This is a genomic window from Haliscomenobacter sp. (assembly GCF_033763495.1).
GTDB lineage: Bacteria > Bacteroidota > Bacteroidia > Chitinophagales > Saprospiraceae > Haliscomenobacter.
Window position 1 is genome coordinate 1 of record NZ_JANRKL010000146.1, and the last position, 19704, is coordinate 19704.

18 protein-coding genes and 1 tRNA gene are annotated in these 19704 nt (G+C 49.4%); 12 read left to right on the forward strand and 7 right to left on the reverse strand.

The window, feature by feature from the left end:
- Window positions 1-124, reverse strand: a 124-nt coding sequence (locus SFV55_RS14800; RefSeq protein WP_320030311.1) for a signal recognition particle receptor subunit alpha, incomplete at its 3' end; no start/stop codon positions are given.
- A gap of 206 nt (window positions 125-330) precedes the next feature.
- Here SFV55_RS14800 and SFV55_RS14805 point away from each other — a divergent pair.
- From SFV55_RS14805 to SFV55_RS14815, 3 genes are all read left to right on the forward strand, one after another.
- Window positions 331-1182, forward strand: a complete 852-nt coding sequence (locus SFV55_RS14805) for an OmpA family protein (protein ID WP_320030294.1) — start codon at window positions 331-333, stop codon at window positions 1180-1182.
- Window positions 1183-1214: 32 nt separating this feature from the next.
- A complete protein-coding gene (locus SFV55_RS14810; protein WP_320030295.1) occupies window positions 1215-2984 on the forward strand; it encodes a helix-hairpin-helix domain-containing protein in 1770 nt (589 codons plus the stop codon).
- A gap of 150 nt (window positions 2985-3134) precedes the next feature.
- The gene (locus SFV55_RS14815) at window positions 3135-3875 is read left to right on the forward strand and encodes a hypothetical protein (protein WP_320030296.1); all 741 of its coding nucleotides are present in this window, start codon (window positions 3135-3137) and stop codon (window positions 3873-3875) included.
- 113 nt (window positions 3876-3988) lie between these two features.
- Here the strand turns inward: SFV55_RS14815 and SFV55_RS14820 are convergent, their stop codons facing one another.
- Window positions 3989-4915, reverse strand: coding sequence for a diacylglycerol kinase family lipid kinase (locus SFV55_RS14820; RefSeq protein ID WP_320030297.1), 927 nt, complete (start codon window positions 4913-4915; stop codon window positions 3989-3991).
- A 119-nt stretch (window positions 4916-5034) separates the two neighbouring features.
- Between SFV55_RS14820 and SFV55_RS14825 the strand changes: the two genes are divergently transcribed.
- The 3 genes from SFV55_RS14825 to SFV55_RS14835 all read left to right on the forward strand — a co-directional run bounded on the left by SFV55_RS14825 (window position 5035) and on the right by SFV55_RS14835 (window position 8544).
- Window positions 5035-5871, forward strand: coding sequence for a DUF3298 and DUF4163 domain-containing protein (locus SFV55_RS14825; protein ID WP_320030298.1), 837 nt, complete (start codon window positions 5035-5037; stop codon window positions 5869-5871).
- Between the two features lie 6 nt (window positions 5872-5877).
- On the forward strand, window positions 5878-7560 hold the full coding sequence (locus tag SFV55_RS14830) for a glycosyltransferase family 39 protein (RefSeq protein ID WP_320030299.1): 1683 nt from the start codon (window positions 5878-5880) through the stop codon (window positions 7558-7560).
- Between the two features lie 69 nt (window positions 7561-7629).
- The gene (locus SFV55_RS14835) at window positions 7630-8544 is read left to right on the forward strand and encodes an MBL fold metallo-hydrolase (protein ID WP_320030300.1); all 915 of its coding nucleotides are present in this window, start codon (window positions 7630-7632) and stop codon (window positions 8542-8544) included.
- Between the two features lie 48 nt (window positions 8545-8592).
- Here the strand turns inward: SFV55_RS14835 and SFV55_RS14840 are convergent, their stop codons facing one another.
- The 3 genes from SFV55_RS14840 to SFV55_RS14850 are packed head-to-tail and all read right to left on the reverse strand — an operon-like array spanning window position 8593 to window position 11130.
- Window positions 8593-8886, reverse strand: a complete 294-nt coding sequence (locus SFV55_RS14840; protein ID WP_320030301.1) for a hypothetical protein — start codon at window positions 8884-8886, stop codon at window positions 8593-8595.
- 21 nt (window positions 8887-8907) lie between these two features.
- Window positions 8908-10317 carry a radical SAM protein gene (locus tag SFV55_RS14845; RefSeq protein WP_320030302.1) on the reverse strand — a complete coding sequence of 470 codons (1410 nt, stop codon included), beginning with the start codon at window positions 10315-10317 and terminating at the stop codon, window positions 8908-8910.
- Between the two features lie 45 nt (window positions 10318-10362).
- On the reverse strand, window positions 10363-11130 hold the full coding sequence (locus SFV55_RS14850; RefSeq protein WP_320030303.1) for a prolipoprotein diacylglyceryl transferase family protein: 768 nt from the start codon (window positions 11128-11130) through the stop codon (window positions 10363-10365).
- A 111-nt stretch (window positions 11131-11241) separates the two neighbouring features.
- Between SFV55_RS14850 and SFV55_RS14855 the strand changes: the two genes are divergently transcribed.
- From SFV55_RS14855 to SFV55_RS14880, 6 genes are all read left to right on the forward strand, one after another.
- Window positions 11242-12597 carry a glutamine synthetase gene (locus SFV55_RS14855; protein ID WP_320030304.1) on the forward strand — a complete coding sequence of 452 codons (1356 nt, stop codon included), beginning with the start codon at window positions 11242-11244 and terminating at the stop codon, window positions 12595-12597.
- Between the two features lie 100 nt (window positions 12598-12697).
- The gene (locus SFV55_RS14860) at window positions 12698-13738 is read left to right on the forward strand and encodes a hypothetical protein (protein WP_320030305.1); all 1041 of its coding nucleotides are present in this window, start codon (window positions 12698-12700) and stop codon (window positions 13736-13738) included.
- 6 nt (window positions 13739-13744) lie between these two features.
- On the forward strand, window positions 13745-14593 hold the full coding sequence (locus SFV55_RS14865) for an HAD-IIA family hydrolase (protein ID WP_320030306.1): 849 nt from the start codon (window positions 13745-13747) through the stop codon (window positions 14591-14593).
- A 145-nt stretch (window positions 14594-14738) separates the two neighbouring features.
- Complete coding sequence (locus tag SFV55_RS14870) at window positions 14739-15509, forward strand: TatD family hydrolase (protein WP_320030307.1); 771 nt, start codon at window positions 14739-14741, stop codon at window positions 15507-15509.
- A 73-nt stretch (window positions 15510-15582) separates the two neighbouring features.
- Window positions 15583-15667, forward strand: a tRNA-Ser gene (locus SFV55_RS14875).
- Between the two features lie 208 nt (window positions 15668-15875).
- The gene (locus SFV55_RS14880; RefSeq protein WP_320030308.1) at window positions 15876-18635 is read left to right on the forward strand and encodes a M14 family metallopeptidase; all 2760 of its coding nucleotides are present in this window, start codon (window positions 15876-15878) and stop codon (window positions 18633-18635) included.
- A 212-nt stretch (window positions 18636-18847) separates the two neighbouring features.
- Here the strand turns inward: SFV55_RS14880 and SFV55_RS14885 are convergent, their stop codons facing one another.
- Together SFV55_RS14885 and SFV55_RS14890 are read right to left on the reverse strand one after the other, a co-directional pair.
- Window positions 18848-19075 (reverse strand): hypothetical protein, encoded by a 228-nt coding sequence (locus SFV55_RS14885; protein WP_320030309.1) that lies wholly within the window; start codon window positions 19073-19075, stop codon window positions 18848-18850.
- A 169-nt stretch (window positions 19076-19244) separates the two neighbouring features.
- On the reverse strand, window positions 19245-19704 hold a 460-nt coding region (locus tag SFV55_RS14890), incomplete at its 5' end, for a hypothetical protein (protein ID WP_320030310.1).

The window sequence follows — 19704 nt, forward strand, 5'->3', positions numbered from 1 at the left end:
CAGCGTCAACCAAGGCACGACGAATCTCCTTGATGGATGCAGCTACGTTGATCTCCGTTAATTTGTTTTCACCCTTGAGCACCTTTAAGGCACCTTCCAAACGTTCACTTAAACTTTCAAGCATAATTCAATTGATTAAAACGGGTAGCAAAGATACGAAAAAGCTCGAAGGAGTAAAGTGGAAAATAAAATTTTGAGGGCCAGAATTTGCCAAGTTTAAGCCACCATATATTCTTGGTTAATTTATTGTCCGAATCCTGAACTTTGAACGACTAATTCGCTATATTTAAGCATAAATTCTTCAATGTCCTCAAAAACCCAAATTTTCTTATGTCGACAACTACTCGGATTTTATTGATCCTGGCAGTTTTGGTCCTGTACTTTTTTGGTTTACTTCAATTTTGCTCTCGTCAAATTTGTGAAGCCTGTGGTACAAATCAAGCTGTTTCAGGTATTCTTGACAATGCCGACACGCTGAGGCAATATCCCATCCAGTTCAAGTATGGCGATATGAATCCGACCAAAGGTCCGGGTTTCGACTCTCTGTTGGCAGCAGTCATGGCGGACAACAACGATGATAGCATCCTCGAAATCATCGGCTTGTTCTACGAAGGTGAAACGGCTCCGGCCGGATTCGAAACCATGGGCCTGGCGCGGGCCACTGCGATTCGCGACGCGTACTTTAAAGATATTCCCGAAGAACGGATTCGTTTGCGGGGGCGTTTGTTGAACGATGCTGCTCCATCTGAACAAAGTGCCTGGTTGGCCGCCTCGGAATTCAAGTGGCTGCCCAAAGAAGAGGTCATCCCTGAAACGGTGGAAGAAGTAGCCGATGGGGCCATCATTCGATTCCCATTCAACTCTACCGAAAAGGATTACGATCCAAAAGTGGATGCCTACTTACAAACCTTGGCCAAACGAGTTGCCAAAACGGGTGAACGCATCGAGTTAACCGGGCATACCGACAACAAAGGTGAACCCGATTACAACCTGCGCCTGGGGGCCAACCGCGCCCGTCAGATTCGGGATCTTTTGGTGAAATTGGGCGTCAAGGCCGACTTGATCAGCACCGCTTCCAAGGGGGAAAGTTTGCCCGTTGCACCAAATACCAGTGAAGAAAACAGCCACAACAACCGCCGTGTTGAGGTGCGTTTGATCAAAAAACAATCCGAAAACCAATAGACTTTAGCCAAAGTCTAATAAAATAATCCATCATGTTGATCCATATTTTATTGTTTAATCTCACTTCAATGGATTGCTGGCTGCCGCTTTTGTTGGCCTGCATCCTACCTTTCCTGCTGGGCTGGTTGCTTGGCTCGCTGCTGAGCGGCAAACGTAAAACCAGTGATAGTTCTACTGCTGTAGTTGCAGGTGGAGGCCTGGCGGCAGAACGCGATCAAGCCGTGCACCACGCCAGCGATTTGGAAAAAGAAATGTTCGACCTGCGTTACAAGTTGGAAGAATGCCAAAAGGAAAATGATACCTGGCACAAAAAGACCATGCATGCCGAAGCTGAAGTGGCAGGTTTGAAAGCCAAACTGGAAGTCACCAATGCCAACCTTGCTGCTATGACGGCTGTAGCTCAACCACCAATTCTGCCTGGAATTGAAATGGCTACCGCTGCTGCAGGGATTGGAGCTGCAGCCACCTTTATACCTTCTGCTGGGCCCGACCCCAGTGGTTATGTGGCTTTGTTTGCTAACGACAACTTACAAATTGTAGAAGGCATCGGCCCAAAAGTGGAAGTAGTTTTGGAAAATGCCGGTATTCAAACCTGGGGGGATCTGGCGGCCAAATCACCGGATGACTTACGTGTTATTCTTGCCGCCGCTGGCCTGAGTATGATGAATCCCGACACCTGGCCACAACAAGCCCAATTGGCCAATGAAGGCAAATGGGATGATTTGATCGAATACCAGCGCTTCCTGGGTGGTGGTCGCGAAACTGCGGGAGATTTTGTCAACCAATCAAAGGTTGAAAGAATGGCCGCAAGTGTGGTAGAATTGCGTAGTGCGGCTTCTCCACGCAGCGTATACGACCGTTATTTCCTGGACAACAACCTACAAATCATCGAAGGCATCGGGCCAAAAGTGGAAGCTTTGCTGCATGAAAACGGTGTCCGGTCCTGGACAGATCTGGAAGGAAAATCCTCTGATGAGCTCAAGGCCATTCTTGCTGGTGCCGGGCTGAGCATGATGAACCCTGATTCCTGGCCCCGTCAGGCACAGTTGGCCGCAATGAGCGACTGGGATACGCTGGCCAGTTTGCAAAACACCCTGGATGCCGGCCGCAGCAACGTAGGCGATGGAGACAACCCGGCCAAAATCGACCGCATGGCTGAAAAGCTGGGATCTGCCCGCGCTGCCAACCGTGAGGCAGGCATCAATTACGCGGCAGTATTTGGCTCAGACAACCTGCAGATCATCGAAGGGATTGGGCCAAAAGTAGCTGAATTGTTGGCCAACAATGGGGTCTCCAGTTGGGCTGATCTGGCCAGCAAATCCCCTGATGAAATCAAACCAATTTTGGAAGCAGCGGGTTCTGCCTACAGGATGATGGATCCAAGCTCCTGGCCACAACAAGCCAAACTGGCTGCTGAAGGGCAATGGGCTGCTTTGATCGAATACCAACGCTTCCTGGACGGGGGTAAAGAAACCACGGGGGATTTTGATTCCGCTTCCAAGGCTGAAGACATGGCGCTGAAAGTCCTTGGGTTCAGCAACAATCCGGAAGACCTCAAAATTGTGGAAGGTATTGGTCCAAAAATTGAAGAGTTGCTCAAAGCAGAAGGCATCAATACCTGGGATGACTTGTCCAAAACTCTTGTTTCACGCCTCTATGAAATTCTGGGCTCTGGTGGCGACAATTTCCGACTGGCCAGACCCTTTACCTGGCCGCGTCAGGCGGGCCTCGCCGCCGATGGTCGCTGGGAGGAATTAAAAGCTTATCAGGATTTTTTGAATAAAGGGAACAACCCTGCATAGTTGAGTTGAGAGGTTGAGCAGTTGAGAAGTTGAGGCTACCGCGAGCGATTTTGACATTGTCCTTGTCTAAGTTGCTCGCGGTAGCCTCAACTTCCTCAACTTCTCAACCTTCTTGTCCTTCCATCCGTTTTACAGCAAATCATTATTCAGATGTCATCAAAAATCACCTGGGGTATTGCCTTATTACTCCTACCCCTGAGCATTTTTGCTCAAAACCCGCCTGCCAAAGGATTCAATGCAGCGGGCTCGGATGCCAAAGCCATTGCCATTGCCGATCAGGTGATGGACGCCATGGGCGGCCGTAAAGCCTGGGATGCCACGCGTTACATCACCTGGAATTTTTTTGGACGGAGAACCTTATTGTGGGACAAAAAAGCAGGCCGGGTGCGCATCGACATTCCGGGCGACAACAGCACCTACATTGTGGATTTGAACAAAGAAACGGGGCAAATCAAACACAAGGGTACGGTAATGACCCAGGCAGACTCCATCAAAAAATATGCTGGGGTAGCCAAGTCAATCTGGATCAACGACTCCTATTGGTTGGTGATGCCTTTTAAATTGAAAGATTCCGGCGTGACCCTGAAGTACAAAGGAGAAATGCCCACCGAGGCCGGAGTGGCTTCAGAGGTATTGGAACTGACCTTTGAGAATGTAGGCCGAACGCCCGAAAACCGCTACCTGGTATATGTGGATAAAAGCACCCACCTGGTGGCGCACTGGCAGCACTTCCGCAAAGCTTCGGATGAAAAGCCTGGTATGTCAACGCCCTGGAACAACTACCAGAAACAGGGGAAAATTATGCTTTCGGGTGATCGGGGTGGAAATCGGCTGTTGACCAACATTGAAGTAATGAGTACGGTGCCGAAGGAGAAATTTACAACTTTGTAATTCCTTCCTTAGGTGAATCTTAAGTGCCTTAGGTTTCTTAGGTGGTGAAAAAAAAGCAGCTATGACATTTTTTCACCACCTAAGAAACCTAAGGCACTTAAAGGGCACCTAAGCTAAAGCGGCGCAATAATCCTAATCGCCCCCGCCAACACCTTGAACTCCCCCGGGCATTCCCCCAAAAATTCTCCATCCGCTTCCACATATACCGGATCGGTTCCGGCAGCTTCCACGGTCACTTCTTTGGTTTGATACAAATCCACCTTGGGATGTTCTCCAATGTTACCCGCATAAAACTTGGGCGTGGCCAGAATCACCCCCAATTTACTGAGTTTACCCGCAATCGTGAGGCCCAATAAACCATCGTCTGGAACCGCCTGGGGCACAAACTGCATGCCCCCTCCGGAATATTTACAAATGCCAACATTGACGGTGTAGCAGGCTTTTTCAACGCTCTGCCCATTGAAATGAACCTTGCATTTTGGCGGTGTAAAACGGAACAAGCAACGCATGATCCAACTCAGGTAAACGAAACGATTGTTGGTTTTTATCTGGTTTTCCAACATGGTTTTGACTACAAAGGCATCGTAACACAAACCCGCGATGTTGGTAAAAAAACGCTCCAGTTTTTGCCCCCCCAACCAATAGGTCGCCAAACCAACATCCTGCAAGCGGGAAGGCGCGGAAAACAATTGGGGCAACCATTCCCGCCAATTGCCCGGGATGCCGTAAGTCCGCGCCCAGTCATTGCCCGTTCCAATGGGCAACAACCCGTAATGGACTTCGGTGGCGGGTACCGTTTGTTGCAGCATCAGGCCATTGACTACCTCATGATTGGTGCCATCGCCTCCAATCGCAATGATGTGGCGGTAACCAGCAGTCAGGGCTTCCTGTACCATGGTAATGGCATGACCCGGGCCTATGGTAAAATTGGAAACGTATTGAATGTTCAGTTTTTGGAGTTCGGCTTCGATGCTGGGCCAGCTTTTCTGAACCAGGCCTCCACCAGCAGCAGGATTGGCAATGATGAACCAATTGGGCATAAAAGGGTGTTAGGTTGAAACAATGAGTTAAGCTCTGAATTTTTGCGAAAATAATTGCATTTCCCTCACACTTTTTGTACTTTATTGGTGAATTTTGCCGCGAATTAACCAGAACCATGATGTTCAAATCAACATATTCATCGATTGCCATCGTTGCAGCACTACTTGTTTCCCTTTCCAATTGTCAGTCCCCAAAGGTGGAAGAAAAAGCGCCCCCCGAAGAACCCGCCTTTAGCTACCACAAGGAGCAACAACGCTTTAAAAAAGCTTCGGACGGCTGCCGAACCGACTCCAACGAATGCGCCATCATTGAAATTGACTTCCCCCAATTCCGGGAACCAGCTGCCGTTTTTCAAAAAATCAACGACTCGATTTTGCACTACATCAAAACGAGTCTGGCCCCTGAAGACATGGGCAATGTGGCTTCTTTGGATGACCTCGGCAATCGTTTCATCCAGGATTACAACGAATACACCGCCGAGGCAAAAACCCGCGCCGAAGAAGACAACTCCGATCCTTTCATCACGCCCTGGAACATCGAAACGTACGGGATCGTGACCTTCGAATCACCCAAGTTGGTTTCCATCGAGCTGAGCACCTACTCCTACACGGGAGGTGCCCACCCCAATACCACCGTAACCTTATTGAATTACGATACCAAAACTGGCAAGGCCATTTCCATTAAAAACTTGATAAAAGACCAGCGAAAATTGGTGCAATTGGCGGAGAAAAAATTCCGCGAAACCCATGGCCTGGCCCCCAATGCCAGCCTCAACGAAGAAGGTTTCTTTTGGGATGGAAAATTCCAGTTGCCAGAAAACATCGGGCTATCTGGGGAAGGCATCTGGTTCTTTTACAACTCTTATGAAATTGCTGCTTACGCCGTTGGCCCCACCGAATTTGTGCTCAGTTGGGAAGAACTGGGGGATTTGGTGGATATCAATAAAGTGAAATAATAACCCATGTCCAAATCAGTCCTGTCCTTTCCTTTTCCATTGTTCTTATTCTGCTGGGTGCTACTCAATTTGTTGCAGGCAGGTTTCACCCAACTCGACCCGGACGAGGCTTACTATTGGGTCTACGCACAACAGTTGGACTGGGGTTATTTTGACCATCCACCTGCGGCGGCTTTGCTGATCAAACTGGGCACCTGGTTGTTCCCAGGCACACTGGGGCTGCGCTTTTTTATCGTACTGGCTAATGCACTGGCCTTTGTGGTGATTTGGGATTTGGCAGAGCGGCCTCAATCGGGTCGGCCACTCCATCTCCTGATTGCACTGTTGGTGGCCATGCCTTTTTTGCACCTTTACGGCTTCATCGCCACGGCCGATGCACCTTTGATGTTGTTTTCGGCCTTGTTTTTCTGGGGCTATCTGCGTTTTTTGGATCGCCCAGGCTTTGCGAATGCCTTGCTATGGGCCATCATCATGGCTGCTTTGTTGTACAGCAAGTACCACGGCATATTGTTGATCTTTTTTACGGTATTGTCCAATTTGCGTTTGTTTCGGCAACCCTGGTTTTATGCGGCGGGTTTGATGGGGGCGCTGTTGTTTGTACCGCATTTGTACTGGCAGTACAGCCACGATTTTCCTTCCTTCCGCTATCACCTCAAAGGGCGGGACGATGTGTATGAGTTGAAATATACCCTGAATTATTTGCTCAATCAGCTGGTGATTTTTTCACCCTTACTGTTGCCTTATATCGTCCTGGCTTTGATCAAATCGCCTGTTCAGGATGCATTGCAGCGCAGTTTCCGCTGGGTTCTGGCTGGTTTTTGGCTCTTTTTTCTTTGGAGCACCAGCAAAGGCCATGTGGAACCACAGTGGACGGCGATTTTGTCCATTCCCCTGGTGTTGCTTTTGTTTGCCTGGGAAAAACACAAGGGCTTTAATTCTAAAACATTGCTGATTCTAGGGTTTAGCTCTGCCGCACTGATCCTCTTGGCAAGGGTAGCGCTACTCTTGCTTTTGCCCCCCCTGGGCAAACAGTTCGACAATCAATCCTGGATCAGCGCCCTGCAATCCAAAGTGGACCAACTTCCGGTAGTTTTTCACAACACCTACCGCAATCCGGCCCTCTATCATTTTTACACCCAGCAAAAAACCTACGAACTCACCACCGCCCAATACCGCAAAAGCCAGTACGACCTCTGGGATGATGAAGTGGAGTTGCAAGGCAAAAAGGTATACCTGGTGCTGGATCAAAAGACCTATTGCGCTGCTTGTGACACCCTGAAACTGGGTAAAAAAACCATGCTGGGCGCGGTACTGGAAGATTTTCAGGTGGCTGAAAAAATCACCCTGAAAGTGCTCAAAGCGCCCCAAAAAGCCAAAGCCGGTGACAGCATTCAGGTGCAACTAAAACTGCACAACCCCTACCCTTTTGTGGTTGATCCCAATCGGGGCACTTTTAAGTTGCGCCTGGGGCTGGCTTATCACCGCGATGGGCAGTATTTGTGGGAGGAGTACGGTATCCCGACCCAAGCCTTGAGTACCTGGCTACCAGGCAAGGATTACGTGCTGGAGGTGAGATACCGTGTTCCGGTGAAGTTTCCGGGGGAGTTGGAGATGGTGTTTGGGTTGAGGTATGGGGAGTTGCAGTCGACCTTGGCGAGTGAGGGGATGAGCTTGAAGGTCTTGAAATAAACTCCTGGATCTTTCATTTCCGTTTATTATCTTCGTTCAAAGACTTTCACCTTTTAAATCGTCTTCACCATGTCACCACTCCACCGTCGTCAGTTTTTACAAACTTCTACTTTTGCCATTGGCTCCACTTTGCTACCTGCGGCCTGGCTGCAACAACTCCTGGCCCCTGCTGGCGAAATGAAACTTCTGCGCAACAACGTAGGCATCTTCACCGAAAGGGGTGGCACCATCGCCTGGATGATTGATAAGGAAGGTTTGGTGGTAGTAGACACCCAATTCCCGGATACCGCTACCCATTTGGTTGAAGAAATCCGCAAACAAAGCCAACGTCGGGTTGATCTGTTGGTCAATACCCACCACCATGGCGACCACTCCGGGGGCAATATTGTTTTTAAAGACATCGTGAATAAAGTGGTGGCCCACAAAAACTCCAAAGCCAATCAGGAACGAGTAGCCATTGGTGCCAAAACCGAAGACAAACAGCTGTATCCCGATACCACCTACGACTCCAAATGGTCACAAAAAGTAGGCAGTGAAACCATCAGCCTGCATTACTACGGCCCGGGGCACACCAATGGGGATTCATTCGTGCATTTTGAAAACGCCAACGTGGTACACTGTGGGGATTTGATGTTCAATCGGCGTTTTCCCAATATTGACAAAGGGGCAGGTGCCTCGATCGCCAACTGGATTGTAGCGCTGGATAAGGCTAAGAAAAATTTTGACAAAGACACCCTCTATATTTTTGGCCACGCCGCCGATGGTTTGGCGCTTACCGGAACGGTGAAAGAATTTGCGGTCATGCAAAACTACCTCTCCAAACTCTTGAAGTTTGTGAAAAAGGAGGTCAAGGCAGGTAAAACCAAAGAGCAATTGATCGCTTCAAAACCACAACTTATTCCCGGCGCAGAGGAGTTTAAAGGTACAGGCATTGAAAGGAGCCTAAATGCGGCGTATGATGAGGTGATGGAAGGGAAGAAATAGGACTGCAGAATTACGTTTACTAAACTTTTGAAGTTTAGTAAACGTAATTCAAGCAAACACCCCCGGCAAAGCAAAACAAAAAGATCCCCCCAGCAAAACCAGAAACAGAAGACTTAACCAATGGGCTTTGGCATATTCCGGTTTGTCTTTTGGTTGAGTAAAGGCCAAAACAATGATCGTAGCTCCATGCCCTATCATCATAATGGCTTGCAGCAACATAAATCCCAGCCATTTATAGGGGTCACTTCCCGAGCCAGAGGCGTTCACTAAAATCGCAAAGAATAGTGTATACAACACCAGTACGCCCAAATGAATGGTAATGATTTGATTGGTCTTTTTCATTGTTCTTACATTTTAATTGATTCAACCCTTATACATCGGCAACTCAATCAGCGTATCCAATTGTTCCAATCGCTCCTTGCCCCGATAAAACAAGTTCATCGTTTCAAAAGGAATGATCCGTTGCAAGTCGGGGTGTACGATGTGTACACAAGACTTCTTGATGGCCCGCACATCAAAATCCCAGGCATCGATGAAGCGCATCACGATGATCCGAAAGAGGTTGCCATAACTCAGTCCTGGCGCATAAATATCGGGCAGGCAGCACATGATCGATTGTAGTTTTTCCTCCGCCACATCCACATTGTTTCCGGTGCTGAACAACTGGATCACCTGCTCGTGCAAACCCGAATCCTGCTCGTACACAATGGTATTCCGCGAGTTGTCCAACAAATAACTGGGGTCGATCAGGCGGGTTAGCGGGAAAACCTCCCCATTCAGTTTCAGGGCGTAACCCATGATCAAAGCATCGGGGTTGCAGGGCACCGGAATCAGGTCTGCGGGTGTAAACAATTCGGTTTGTTCCACGATGGCCCTCCGCACCTCGGTCATGGTCATGCGGTCTTTGGCGGGGTCAAACTGCTCCACGCGGCCCGCGATTTGAGTAGGTTGGAAGGTCACCCCCCGCACACAGGGCTGCTTTAAGGCATACTCGATGATGGGGCCAATCTCCTGGTCGTTGATGTTTTTTTGCAAGGTTACCACCAGGGTGGTTGACAAGTTGAACTCGTTGAGGTGTTTCAAGGCATTTTCGCGCACCTCGCGCAAGTCTAGCCCCCGCAAATGCACCAGTGGGGCCGCTTCCAGGCTATCGAATTGCAAATAGATTTCAAAATCGGGCTGATAACTCGCCAGCCGTTGGGCGAACTCCCGATCTCGCGCAATGCGAATGCCATTGGTATTGACCATCACATGGCGAATAGGTCGGGCTTTGGCCAAATCCAGAATGGCAAAAAAGTCGGGATGTAAGGTCGGTTCCCCGCCGCTGATTTGCACCACGTCGGGTTCGCCTTCGTTGGCCACAATCAGGTCGAGCATGGCTTCAATTTCGGCCAAACTGCGATGTCGGCCTTGCTGCGGCCCACTCTCGGCATAACAGGTCGGGCAGGAGAGGTTGCAGCGGTCGGTCACTTCCACGATGGTCAAACAGGAATGTTGCTCGTGGTCGGTACACAAACCACAATCGAAAGGGCAACCGTGCTCCACTGGCGTATTGAAACGCCGGGGGTATTCCGAAGCTTTGTTGTAGTTGCGGATGTTTTTATAGTATTCAATGTCGTCGGCAATTTTCACCTTAAAAAACCCGTGCTCCGGGCAGGTTTTGCGCATGATGACCTGGCCGTCTTCAAATACAATTTTGGCGTCGATGCGGCGCAGGCATTCCGGGCAAAGGCTGATGGTGTAGTCGTAATAGGTGTAGCGGCTAATGGGCATATGGGTTATTTTGTTTTCTATGTAGAGACGCAAGATCTTGCGTCTCTACGAGAGCAATAATCGTTTCGGTTGAATCAAATATCGCCAATAATACAGCCAGCCCAACAAGGCCGCCGTTTGAATGGCACTCAATCCCCAGGGCCAAAGCTCCACGGGTTTGATGAAATCCAGTAAAAAGCGGAAGCACAGATAATCCAGCATAAAAATTTTGAAACGCGCACCAGATGCCAGAGGGTACACCCGTTCAAAGTTGTACATGACGATCCAAAACAGCCCCAGGTAAAGCACTTCGTACAAGGCCACCGGATGTCGCCGCAAGCCATCGCCCAAATCCATTCCGGTAAAAAAGGTGGTTTCCACACCGTAGGTAGGCTCGAACACCCCCATCGAAAAACAGCCAAAACGCCCAATCATCATGGCCAAAATCAAAGGGTAAGTGAACAGATCGCCCGAAGAGCTTTTTTCCCCAATGATTTTTTTAATGCCTTCCACGCCAAACAGGCCGCCCAATAAACCACCTACGATGGTTTTGCTGGAAAACAAAGCCAGTAGCCAAACCTCCAGGGGCTTTTGCACCGTAAACAATTGGGGCCCTGCCTCCAATAAACCCAAAATGCGGGAACCCAACAAAGCGCCAAAAGTAGCGCCGATCAAGATCCAGAGGCGATTGGATTGCGCGATGTTGTCCCCTTGTTTGCCCCGCAGGTAAACAAAAAAACGAAACCCCACAAAATAAGACAAGGCTTCCAACACTGCGTGTAGCGGGACACGTTTAAACAGCAGCACCGGAAAATCGAGTAGAAAAAACGACATCCTTTACGGGTTTGTGCTACAAGATGGTACTTTTACAACACATAATCAACCAAACGCGTTGGTAAGATTTGATTCCAGACTTTTTTTTATTTTGCCTTCAAATCCAGTTCCATGACCAGTAAGGACATTGCCAGTACCCTTAACGCCCTCCCCACTGACAAAGTAAAATACGCCATCGTCGACATCGATGGCATCCTGCGGGGTAAAATCCTGCACCGCAGCAAGTTTTTGAAAGGCCTGGACGAAGGCATGGGCTTTTGCAACGTGGTTTTTGGCTGGGACTCCAATGATGTTTGTTACGACAATACCCGCGCCAGCGGCTGGCATACCGGCTATCCCGATGCCATTTGTAATGTCGATTTAAATACCCTCCGCTACGTGCCCTGGGAAGACAACATTCCATTTTTTTTGGGGGATTTCAGTCAGGCCGAACCGGGAGTGCGCGCTGCTTGCCCCCGCAGTTTATTGCGGCGGATTCGGCAGGAATGTCTGGATTTGGGGTACACACCGATGTTTGCGCAAGAGTTTGAGTGGTTCAATTTTAAAGAAACACCCCAGAGTTGGCACGACAAAGACTACCACTCCCCTACTCCACTCACACCGGGCATGTTTGGGTATTCCATTTTGCGGCCATCGGTCAATCCTCAATTTTACCACCAGCTTTTTGATGACTTACAAGCCTTTGGCATTCCGCTCGAAGGTCTGCATACCGAAACCGGGCCGGGGGTATACGAAGCCGCCATCATTTTTGACGATATTCTGGAGTCGGCTGATCGGGCTACCCTCTTCAAAACCGGGGTCAAAGAAATTGCCTACCGCCACGGCATCATGGCTTCCTTCATGGCCAAATGGAGTGAAGAATTGCCGGGCTGCGGCGGGCACATCCACCAGAGTTTGTGGGACCCGGAACAAAAGCAGAACCTCTTTTACCAGACTGACGCCCCTGAAAAGATGAGCGAATTGATGCAACACTACGTGGCGGGTCAATTGCATTGTTTGCCTTACATTTTGCCCATGTTTGTGCCCAATGTGAATAGTTACAAACGTTTGGTGAAAGGCTCCTGGGCTTCGGTGAGTGCTTCCTGGGGCATTGAAAACCGGACCACAGCCCTGCGGGTGATCAACCACGGGCCCAAGTCGATGCGCCTGGAAACTCGGGTACCGGGCGCTGATTCCAATCCTTATCTGGCCATGTCGGCTTGTTTGGCGGCGGGCCTCTACGGCATCAAAAATCGCCTGACGCTGCCCGACCCCGTGCGTGGCAGTGCCTACGACAATACGAGCAATCCACCCTTGCCTACTTCATTGTACGAGGCGGTGGATTTGATGAAAAGTTCTACCTTGGCGGCTGAATTGTTTGGCGCTGAATTTTGCGACCATTTCATCCGTACCCGCGAATGGGAATGGCGGCAGTTCAGCCAGGCGGTAACCCAATGGGAACTAAAGCGGTACTTCGAGATTATTTAAATGTTGAGGAGTTGAGGGGTTGAGAAGTTTAGGCTACCGCAGCGCTTTTGACGGCAGCAACTCTCAACTCCTCAACTCCTCAACTCCTCAACTTCAATTCATGCAGCCCGATTACCACGCCATTATCCGCTACGCCTGGACCGCTTACGACCCCTCACGCCAAATTGAATCCACCACCGACATCAGTGCCAGGGTCTCTACCAACCATGTTTACAAGGTCACGTTTACGGACAAAAGTTTTGTCATTGCCAAGTTGTCCTACTTTGGGCGTTACGAGCATTTTGTGGAGGACCACCGCATCATCAACGTATTGGCCAATAACCTGCCCGCACCTTTTGAAAACCTGCTGGCGCGTTCGCTCATTAAGGGTACGAGTCTTTTTGTCCATCGCTACATCCATGAAGATATTGATGTATGGGTAGTTTTTTACCGTGCAGTACGGATCAAGACCCGCCTGCCCAGGCGCTTGGACGAAGAACACATAACCAGACTGGGTAAAGAGTTCGCTCAATTTCACAAAGCCTGCCATAGCATTCGCAATACCTTGCCTGGTTCTTCCAAAACTTTGCACACCGATGTGGATCATCTGATGGAGGTAGTAGGAAGAAAAAACAGCCGACTTGGGTCCCATGTTGACAAAGATGAAATCAAACGCCAGTGTGAATTGTTTTACGAAAACGAAGACCAATTGCGCCTGCACCGCCTGGATCGGATCCCCGTTTTTGTAGACTGGAACATTGGCAATTTTTCGGTAAGTTCCACTTTTCGATTATTTTCGCGCTGGGATTACGACTGGTTCCGCATCAGCAATCGCATGTTGGACTTTTATTTTTTCAGTCGGGTCGCCTCCGATGTAGGTGATCGTACGGTTTTTTCCTACAACATTGGGCCACTGATGGAAGAGCGTTTTTTGCTGTTTCTGAAGTCGTACCACGCCCATTACCCCCTGACCGAAACCGAAATCCGCAGCCTGAAAGAGGTCTACCGCTTCTTTTTGTTGCATTATGTTGTCGATTACGGCACGTACTTTTTTGCCCAAAACTACTCAACCAAATTGCAGAAAGAGGCTTTCGAAGTGCATTTTCCCTCCATTGAAAAAGGCTTCGATCCCGACAAGTTACTCAAGGCTTTAAAATTGTAAGGTGGTATGGAAAGAATGGATTCGTTTTTGGAAGTGGTGTCTGGCTTCAAGGCCGTTTTTTTGGATTCTTATGGGGTAATCAAAAACTACCGGGGGCTCATCGAAGGGGTGCAGGAAACCCTGGACTTTATTCAGGCCCGGGGTATCGAATTTCGCATCCTTACCAATGATGCCTCCCGCAGCCAGGAGCAACAAGCTGAATCTTTTATCCGACAAGGGTTGCGAGGCATCCCTGCTGATAAAATCATCACTTCGGGCATGATGGCCAAACAATACCTGCAACTCAAAATTAAAGGGGGTAAAGTGGCTTATCTGGGCACTGCCAACGCCGCCCACTACATCATGCAGGCCAATCTGGAGAGTGTGGCCATCGCCGACCTGGACAAACACGACCTCGATGACATCAAAGCCATGGTCTTTTTGGATGATGAGGGCTTCGACTGGAATTTTGACATCAATCGCACAGTCAACCTCATCCGCAAAAAAAACATGCCCATCATCGTAGCGAACTCAGATAACCTGTACCCGGTTTCCCACAACGATGTTTCCATCGCCACCGGTGGCATCGCCAAACTGGTGGAAAGCATCATCAACAAACGTTTTATCCACTTCGGCAAGCCCGATACCCAGATGTTCAACTTCGCTTTTGAAGACATCAATCGCTACAGTGAATACAATAAGGAGGACATCCTGATGGTGGGTGATACCCTGCATACGGATATCCTGGGCGGCAATAAGTTTGGCATCAAAACCGCACTGGTGCTCAGCGGTAATACCAGCGCCACTGAGATGGAAATGAATATCCGCTCTACGGGGATTATCCCGGATTACATTTGTGAATCGATTGGGGGGTAAGTTTTAGCTGGATCAGGGATAAGTTGCGGAATCTATGGTTTTTTACCCACATTCCGCAACTTATGAGTCATCAATTCTGTGGAATCTATAGTTTGACCCAGAATTTCTGATTTCTTTTACCTTTGCGCCCGAAATAAAAAAACACATGCAACTCATCGATACCCACGCCCACCTCTATTCCGAAGAATTCAACGACGACCGTGCGGAAATGATTCAACGCGCATTGGAGGCGGGCCTCACGCGGATGTATTTGCCCAATATCGACAGCACTTCGATTGAAGGTATGCTGGCCCTGGAAGCGCAATATCCCGGGCAATGCCTGGCCATGATGGGCCTGCACCCTTGTTACGTTAAGGAGAACTACCAGGAGGAGTTGGCACTGGTCAAATCCTGGTTGGAAAAACGCAGTTTCCCGGCCATCGGAGAAATTGGCATCGATTTGTACTGGGACAAAACCCACGTCAAAGAACAAGAGGAGGCCTTTTTGACCCAGGTGGAGTGGGCCAAACAATACGATCTACCCATCGTGATCCACTCCCGCGAGTCGATGGATATGATTTTGGATCTCTTGCAACCTGTGCGCCATGCACGACTGCGGGGCATTTTCCATTGTTTCTCAGGCTCGATACCACAAGCGGAAGCTGCCATCGACATGGGCTTTTTGCTGGGCATCGGCGGAGTTTTGACTTTTAAAAAATCGGGACTGGATGCAGTGCTGAGTGAAATAGCGCTGCAACACCTGGTTTTGGAAACCGATGCGCCCTACCTAGCTCCCACTCCATTCCGAGGCAAACGCAATGAAAGCAGTTATGTACTGAAGGTGGCGGAAAAACTGGCCGAGGTCAAAGGGGTGAGTGTGAACGAAGTAGCCGAGATCACGACCCAAAACGCCTTGCAGCTTTTTGGAACTTTGTAAAAAAATCTGTGTTTTTGTTGTCAGTACGCGGGGAAGACCGTAAATTTGCCCCACTTTAATTGCAAGCACATACAGAGAGGTGCTCGAGTGGTTGAAGAGGTACGCCTGGAAAGCGTATATACCGCAAGGTATCGAGGGTTCGAATCCCTTCCTCTCTGCGAGATTAAATCAAATAGCCTCGTGATTCAATGAATTGCGAGGCTATTCTTTTTCAGGTTACTTTTGAGTTATTAGTTTGTTCTATTTCAGATTTGAGAACCCCTAACGTCGCCATTTGGTCAACTCCCCACAATCTCCCTGTCCCTCCACACACATTTTCAGGATTTGAATTATCTTTCCACATCTGTTCATTTACCCTTCAAATTCATGCGTACCACTACTCTATTTTTGATCCTTGCCCTATTCGCAATCCGATCTTTTGGGCAAAGTATACCCTCGCCCAAAGAACACTTCGGATTCAACATCGGCGACAATTACCGGCTCGCCAATTACACCCAAACCGAAGCCTATTTCAAAAAAATTGCTGCCGCTTCCGACCGGACCAAGCTGGTGGACATCGGCAAAACCGAAGAAGGCCGTACCCAGTACATGATGATCGTCTCTTCGCCGGAGAACATCAAAAACCTGGAGAAGTACAAAAGTATTTCCCAAAAGCTGGCCAGAGCAGAAAACCTTAGCCCCGCGGAGGCTAGGCGTCTGGCCGATGAAGGCAAGGCGGTGGTCTGGATTGACGGCGGTTTGCACGCCACCGAAACGGTAGGCACCCACCAATTGATCGAATCCATCTGGCAAACCGTAAGTAGAAAAGACCCCGAAACCCTGCGCCTGCTGGACAAGGTGATCATCCTTTTTGTACACGCCAACCCCGACGGACAGGAACTGGTGTCCAACTGGTACATGCGCGAACCGGATACCCTGAAAAGATCCCTGTCTCAATTGCCCAGATTGTATGAAAAATACATTGGGCACGACAACAACCGCGACTTTTTCATGAACAACATGAGCGAGTCAAAAAACATCAGTCGCCAGTTGTATGTCGAATGGCTCCCGCAGATTTTGTACAATCACCACCAGACTGGCCCTCCCGGATCCGTGGTGGCAGGGCCGCCTTATCGAGATCCGTTCAATTATGTATACGATCCAATTGTAGTGACCAGCCTAGACGCCGTGGGCGCAGCGATGATCAATCGCCTGAATGCCGAAGGAAAGCCCGGGTACACCCAACGCAACGGCTCGGTTTTTTCCACCTGGTGGAATGGGGGCTTGCGCACCACCGCTTATTTTCACAACGTCGTGGGTATCTTGACCGAAATCATTGGTAATCCCACTCCGGCGAGTGTACCTTTGGTACCCGAGCGGCTTTTACCCAACGCCGCCACCCCATTTCCAGTTACGCCCCAAAAATGGTTGTACAAGCAGTCGATCGATTACTCCGTGTCCCTGAATTACGCGGTATTGGATCATGCTGCGCGCAACAGCGAACACCTCCTGTACAACATTTACCTGATGGGGAAAAACTCCATTGAGCGCGGCAGCCGCGACAACTGGACACTGTCGCCCAGCCTCGTCGATTCAGTGGCGAATGCTGCCAAAAAAGAACCTGCCCGAAACAACAACACCAACAATGCGACAAATGAGGAAAACTTTGGCTTCGGGGCAAGGCCAACTACTCCGGTTAAATACTACGATTTGGTGTTCAAAGATTCCACGCTGCGGGATGCCCGGGGCTACATCATTCCAGCGGATCAACCCGATTTCGCAGTGGCGGTCAAATTCCTGAATGCCTTGATTGAATCAGGGATTAAAGTACACCGGGCCACCGCTGAATTTACGGTAGAAGGCAAAAAATACCCTGCTGGTTCCTACGTGGTTTTGACCAACCAGGCCTTCCGCCCGCATGTGTTGGATATGTTTGAACCACAAGACCACCCCAATGACTTTTTGTATCCCGGTGGTCCGCCCGTTCGCCCTTATGACGCGGCAGGTTGGACGCCCGCTTTCACCATGGGTTTTAAATTCGACCGCATCCTGAATGGATTTACTGGACCTTTTGAGGCGGTTCCGTATGGTGCGATCCAAGCGCCAAAAGGGAGTTTGCAAAAAGCCAGCACTGTAGCCGGATACATCCTGGATGCCCGTTCCAATAATTCCTTTATTGCCGTAAATGACCTTTTACAAGCAGGCGTGGTGGTACATCGCGTTACGAATGCCAGTAACGACAACATCGCCCAAGGTTCATTTTTTGTTCCGGCCACAAGCAAGCCTGAAGCAAGGTTGGAAAAGGCTGCTGCTGATCTCAATTTGCAGATCAACGCGGTGGCCAAACAACCGACGGGTTTGGAAAAAGTTGCCCCCTTGCGCATCGCCTTGTGGGATGTATATGGGGGTTCCATGCCCTCTGGCTGGGTGCGCTGGCTGATGGAACAATACCATTTTCCCTTCAAGCGCATTTTTGCCCAGGAAATTGATGCGGGCAACCTGAAGCAGAAATACGATGTGATTGTGTTTGTGGGTGGAGCAATCCCTGCCACCATTTCCAAAAGCACCTCGCGAGACACCATTCCAGCCAACATCCCGGCAGAGTTCCGGGATCACTACGGCAGAATCACGGCAGATAAATCCATTCCATCGCTCAAAGCATTTTTGGAGGCTGGCGGCAATATCGTCACCATTGGCAGCAGCACCAGTCTGGCGTACCATTTGAAGTTGCCCGTGCGCAATGCTTTGGTTGAAGTGGTGGGTGGTAAAGAACAGACTTTACCTGGCGAAAAATTTTATATCCCCGGCAGCGTAATGCGGGTAAAAATAGATGCAGCGCAGCCAGCAGCTTGGGGTGTAGGTACGGAGGCTGATGTGTTTTTCCAAAGCAGTCCGGTATTCCACGTTGCACCAGAAGCGCTTTCCAAAGGAATGGTAACGCCGATTGCCTGGTTTGATTCTGCTAAAACCTTGCGTAGTGGTTGGGCCTGGGGCCAGGGCTATTTGCGCAATGGGGTGGCGGCTTTTGTGGCCAAGGTAGGTGCAGGTAAATTGTATGCTTTTGGGCCCGAAATTACGTTTAGGGCGCAAACGCAGAAGACGTTTAAGTTTTTGTTCAATGAGTTGTATCAGGGGGTGAAGAATTGATGGACTTGAGGCAAGTTGATTATCAAGCAATTAATTTTTTTTGAGATAAGAGTTCCGAATACATGACTTACGATTTTTGAAGTGAGCTACCGCAGCGACTTAGACATAACCTTGGCCTAAGTCGCTGCGGTAGCTTACTTCAAAACTCAAAGGTCATGTACTCGTAACTCGGAACTCAAAAAAGCCTTAATCTAATCGCGAAGCGATTGAAATCATTTGAGCTGAAAAGCCCCAATAAAGCCAAGCCTTTCGTCTTTCAAAACATATATTTTACTCCCCGAAGAAAACTCCGCCTCAGACTCTTCGTCTGGCCCTTCAGTAATGGTACAGATCAGCGGTTGTAGGTTTTCGACCTTAGCTTGCAATGGCTCAAATTCAAAAAGCCATTCTCCGCCGGGAAAGGTTTTCACGTATACTTGTATTTGCTCGCCTACTTTCATGGTTATCAATCTTTACGGTTAATAAAGAAATGTGTTGGGGGCAATTTGTCCTATCTCACCTGTCAACAGATCTACGATAATAGAGTTCCAATCAGCGTAAAGATACAGAGCACCTAAGCAGACCATGTCCTTCGAAAGTACTATCACCCATGTACCATTTTATTCTCACTCACTTCCCCAACACCGGCACCTTACTCACCTTCACCTCAAACTTCCGTGCCACCGGCACTTCCTTTTCCTCCAGATACTCCTCCTGCCGATACGTTTTCACCAATGCCACTGCGATGATCCGCACCCGGGCATCAATCGCTTCGATGTAATTGTCATTTGCCATTTCAAAGGTCAGGGTACCTTGAGTGTAAGTGTTGTGGCGGGCATAGGCGGCGGGGCCGTCCCCTTGGTCAAGGACTTTGGCGTCTTTGTTCATCACGCGGTACTTGATGTTGTTGCCGCCACGAGGTACGGTGAAATAACTCACACCATCCAGCGCCAGGGAGGCCAGGGCACCGTAGGGGCCAGCGAGGTAGCCCAGTTTGCCCGCGGCACTTACGGCAGATTTGCCCAGATTGGCCAGGCGATTCGCTTCGCTGTATTGTTTTTCGGCCTGCTCTCCCGAGCCAATCCAATAG

Coding starts and splice junctions, on each gene's coding strand:
- SFV55_RS14805 (WP_320030294.1), top strand. CDS start 331: ATGTCGACAACTACTCGGATTTTATTGATCCTGGCAGTTTTGGTCCTG.
- SFV55_RS14810 (WP_320030295.1), top strand. CDS start 1,215: ATGTTGATCCATATTTTATTGTTTAATCTCACTTCAATGGATTGCTGG.
- SFV55_RS14815 (WP_320030296.1), top strand. CDS start 3,135: ATGTCATCAAAAATCACCTGGGGTATTGCCTTATTACTCCTACCCCTG.
- SFV55_RS14820 (WP_320030297.1), bottom strand. CDS start 4,915: ATGCCCAATTGGTTCATCATTGCCAATCCTGCTGCTGGTGGAGGCCTG.
- SFV55_RS14825 (WP_320030298.1), top strand. CDS start 5,035: ATGTTCAAATCAACATATTCATCGATTGCCATCGTTGCAGCACTACTT.
- SFV55_RS14830 (WP_320030299.1), top strand. CDS start 5,878: ATGTCCAAATCAGTCCTGTCCTTTCCTTTTCCATTGTTCTTATTCTGC.
- SFV55_RS14835 (WP_320030300.1), top strand. CDS start 7,630: ATGTCACCACTCCACCGTCGTCAGTTTTTACAAACTTCTACTTTTGCC.
- SFV55_RS14840 (WP_320030301.1), bottom strand. CDS start 8,886: ATGAAAAAGACCAATCAAATCATTACCATTCATTTGGGCGTACTGGTG.
- SFV55_RS14845 (WP_320030302.1), bottom strand. CDS start 10,317: ATGCCCATTAGCCGCTACACCTATTACGACTACACCATCAGCCTTTGC.
- SFV55_RS14850 (WP_320030303.1), bottom strand. CDS start 11,130: ATGTCGTTTTTTCTACTCGATTTTCCGGTGCTGCTGTTTAAACGTGTC.
- SFV55_RS14855 (WP_320030304.1), top strand. CDS start 11,242: ATGACCAGTAAGGACATTGCCAGTACCCTTAACGCCCTCCCCACTGAC.
- SFV55_RS14860 (WP_320030305.1), top strand. CDS start 12,698: ATGCAGCCCGATTACCACGCCATTATCCGCTACGCCTGGACCGCTTAC.
- SFV55_RS14865 (WP_320030306.1), top strand. CDS start 13,745: ATGGAAAGAATGGATTCGTTTTTGGAAGTGGTGTCTGGCTTCAAGGCC.
- SFV55_RS14870 (WP_320030307.1), top strand. CDS start 14,739: ATGCAACTCATCGATACCCACGCCCACCTCTATTCCGAAGAATTCAAC.
- SFV55_RS14880 (WP_320030308.1), top strand. CDS start 15,876: ATGCGTACCACTACTCTATTTTTGATCCTTGCCCTATTCGCAATCCGA.
- SFV55_RS14885 (WP_320030309.1), bottom strand. CDS start 19,075: ATGAAAGTAGGCGAGCAAATACAAGTATACGTGAAAACCTTTCCCGGC.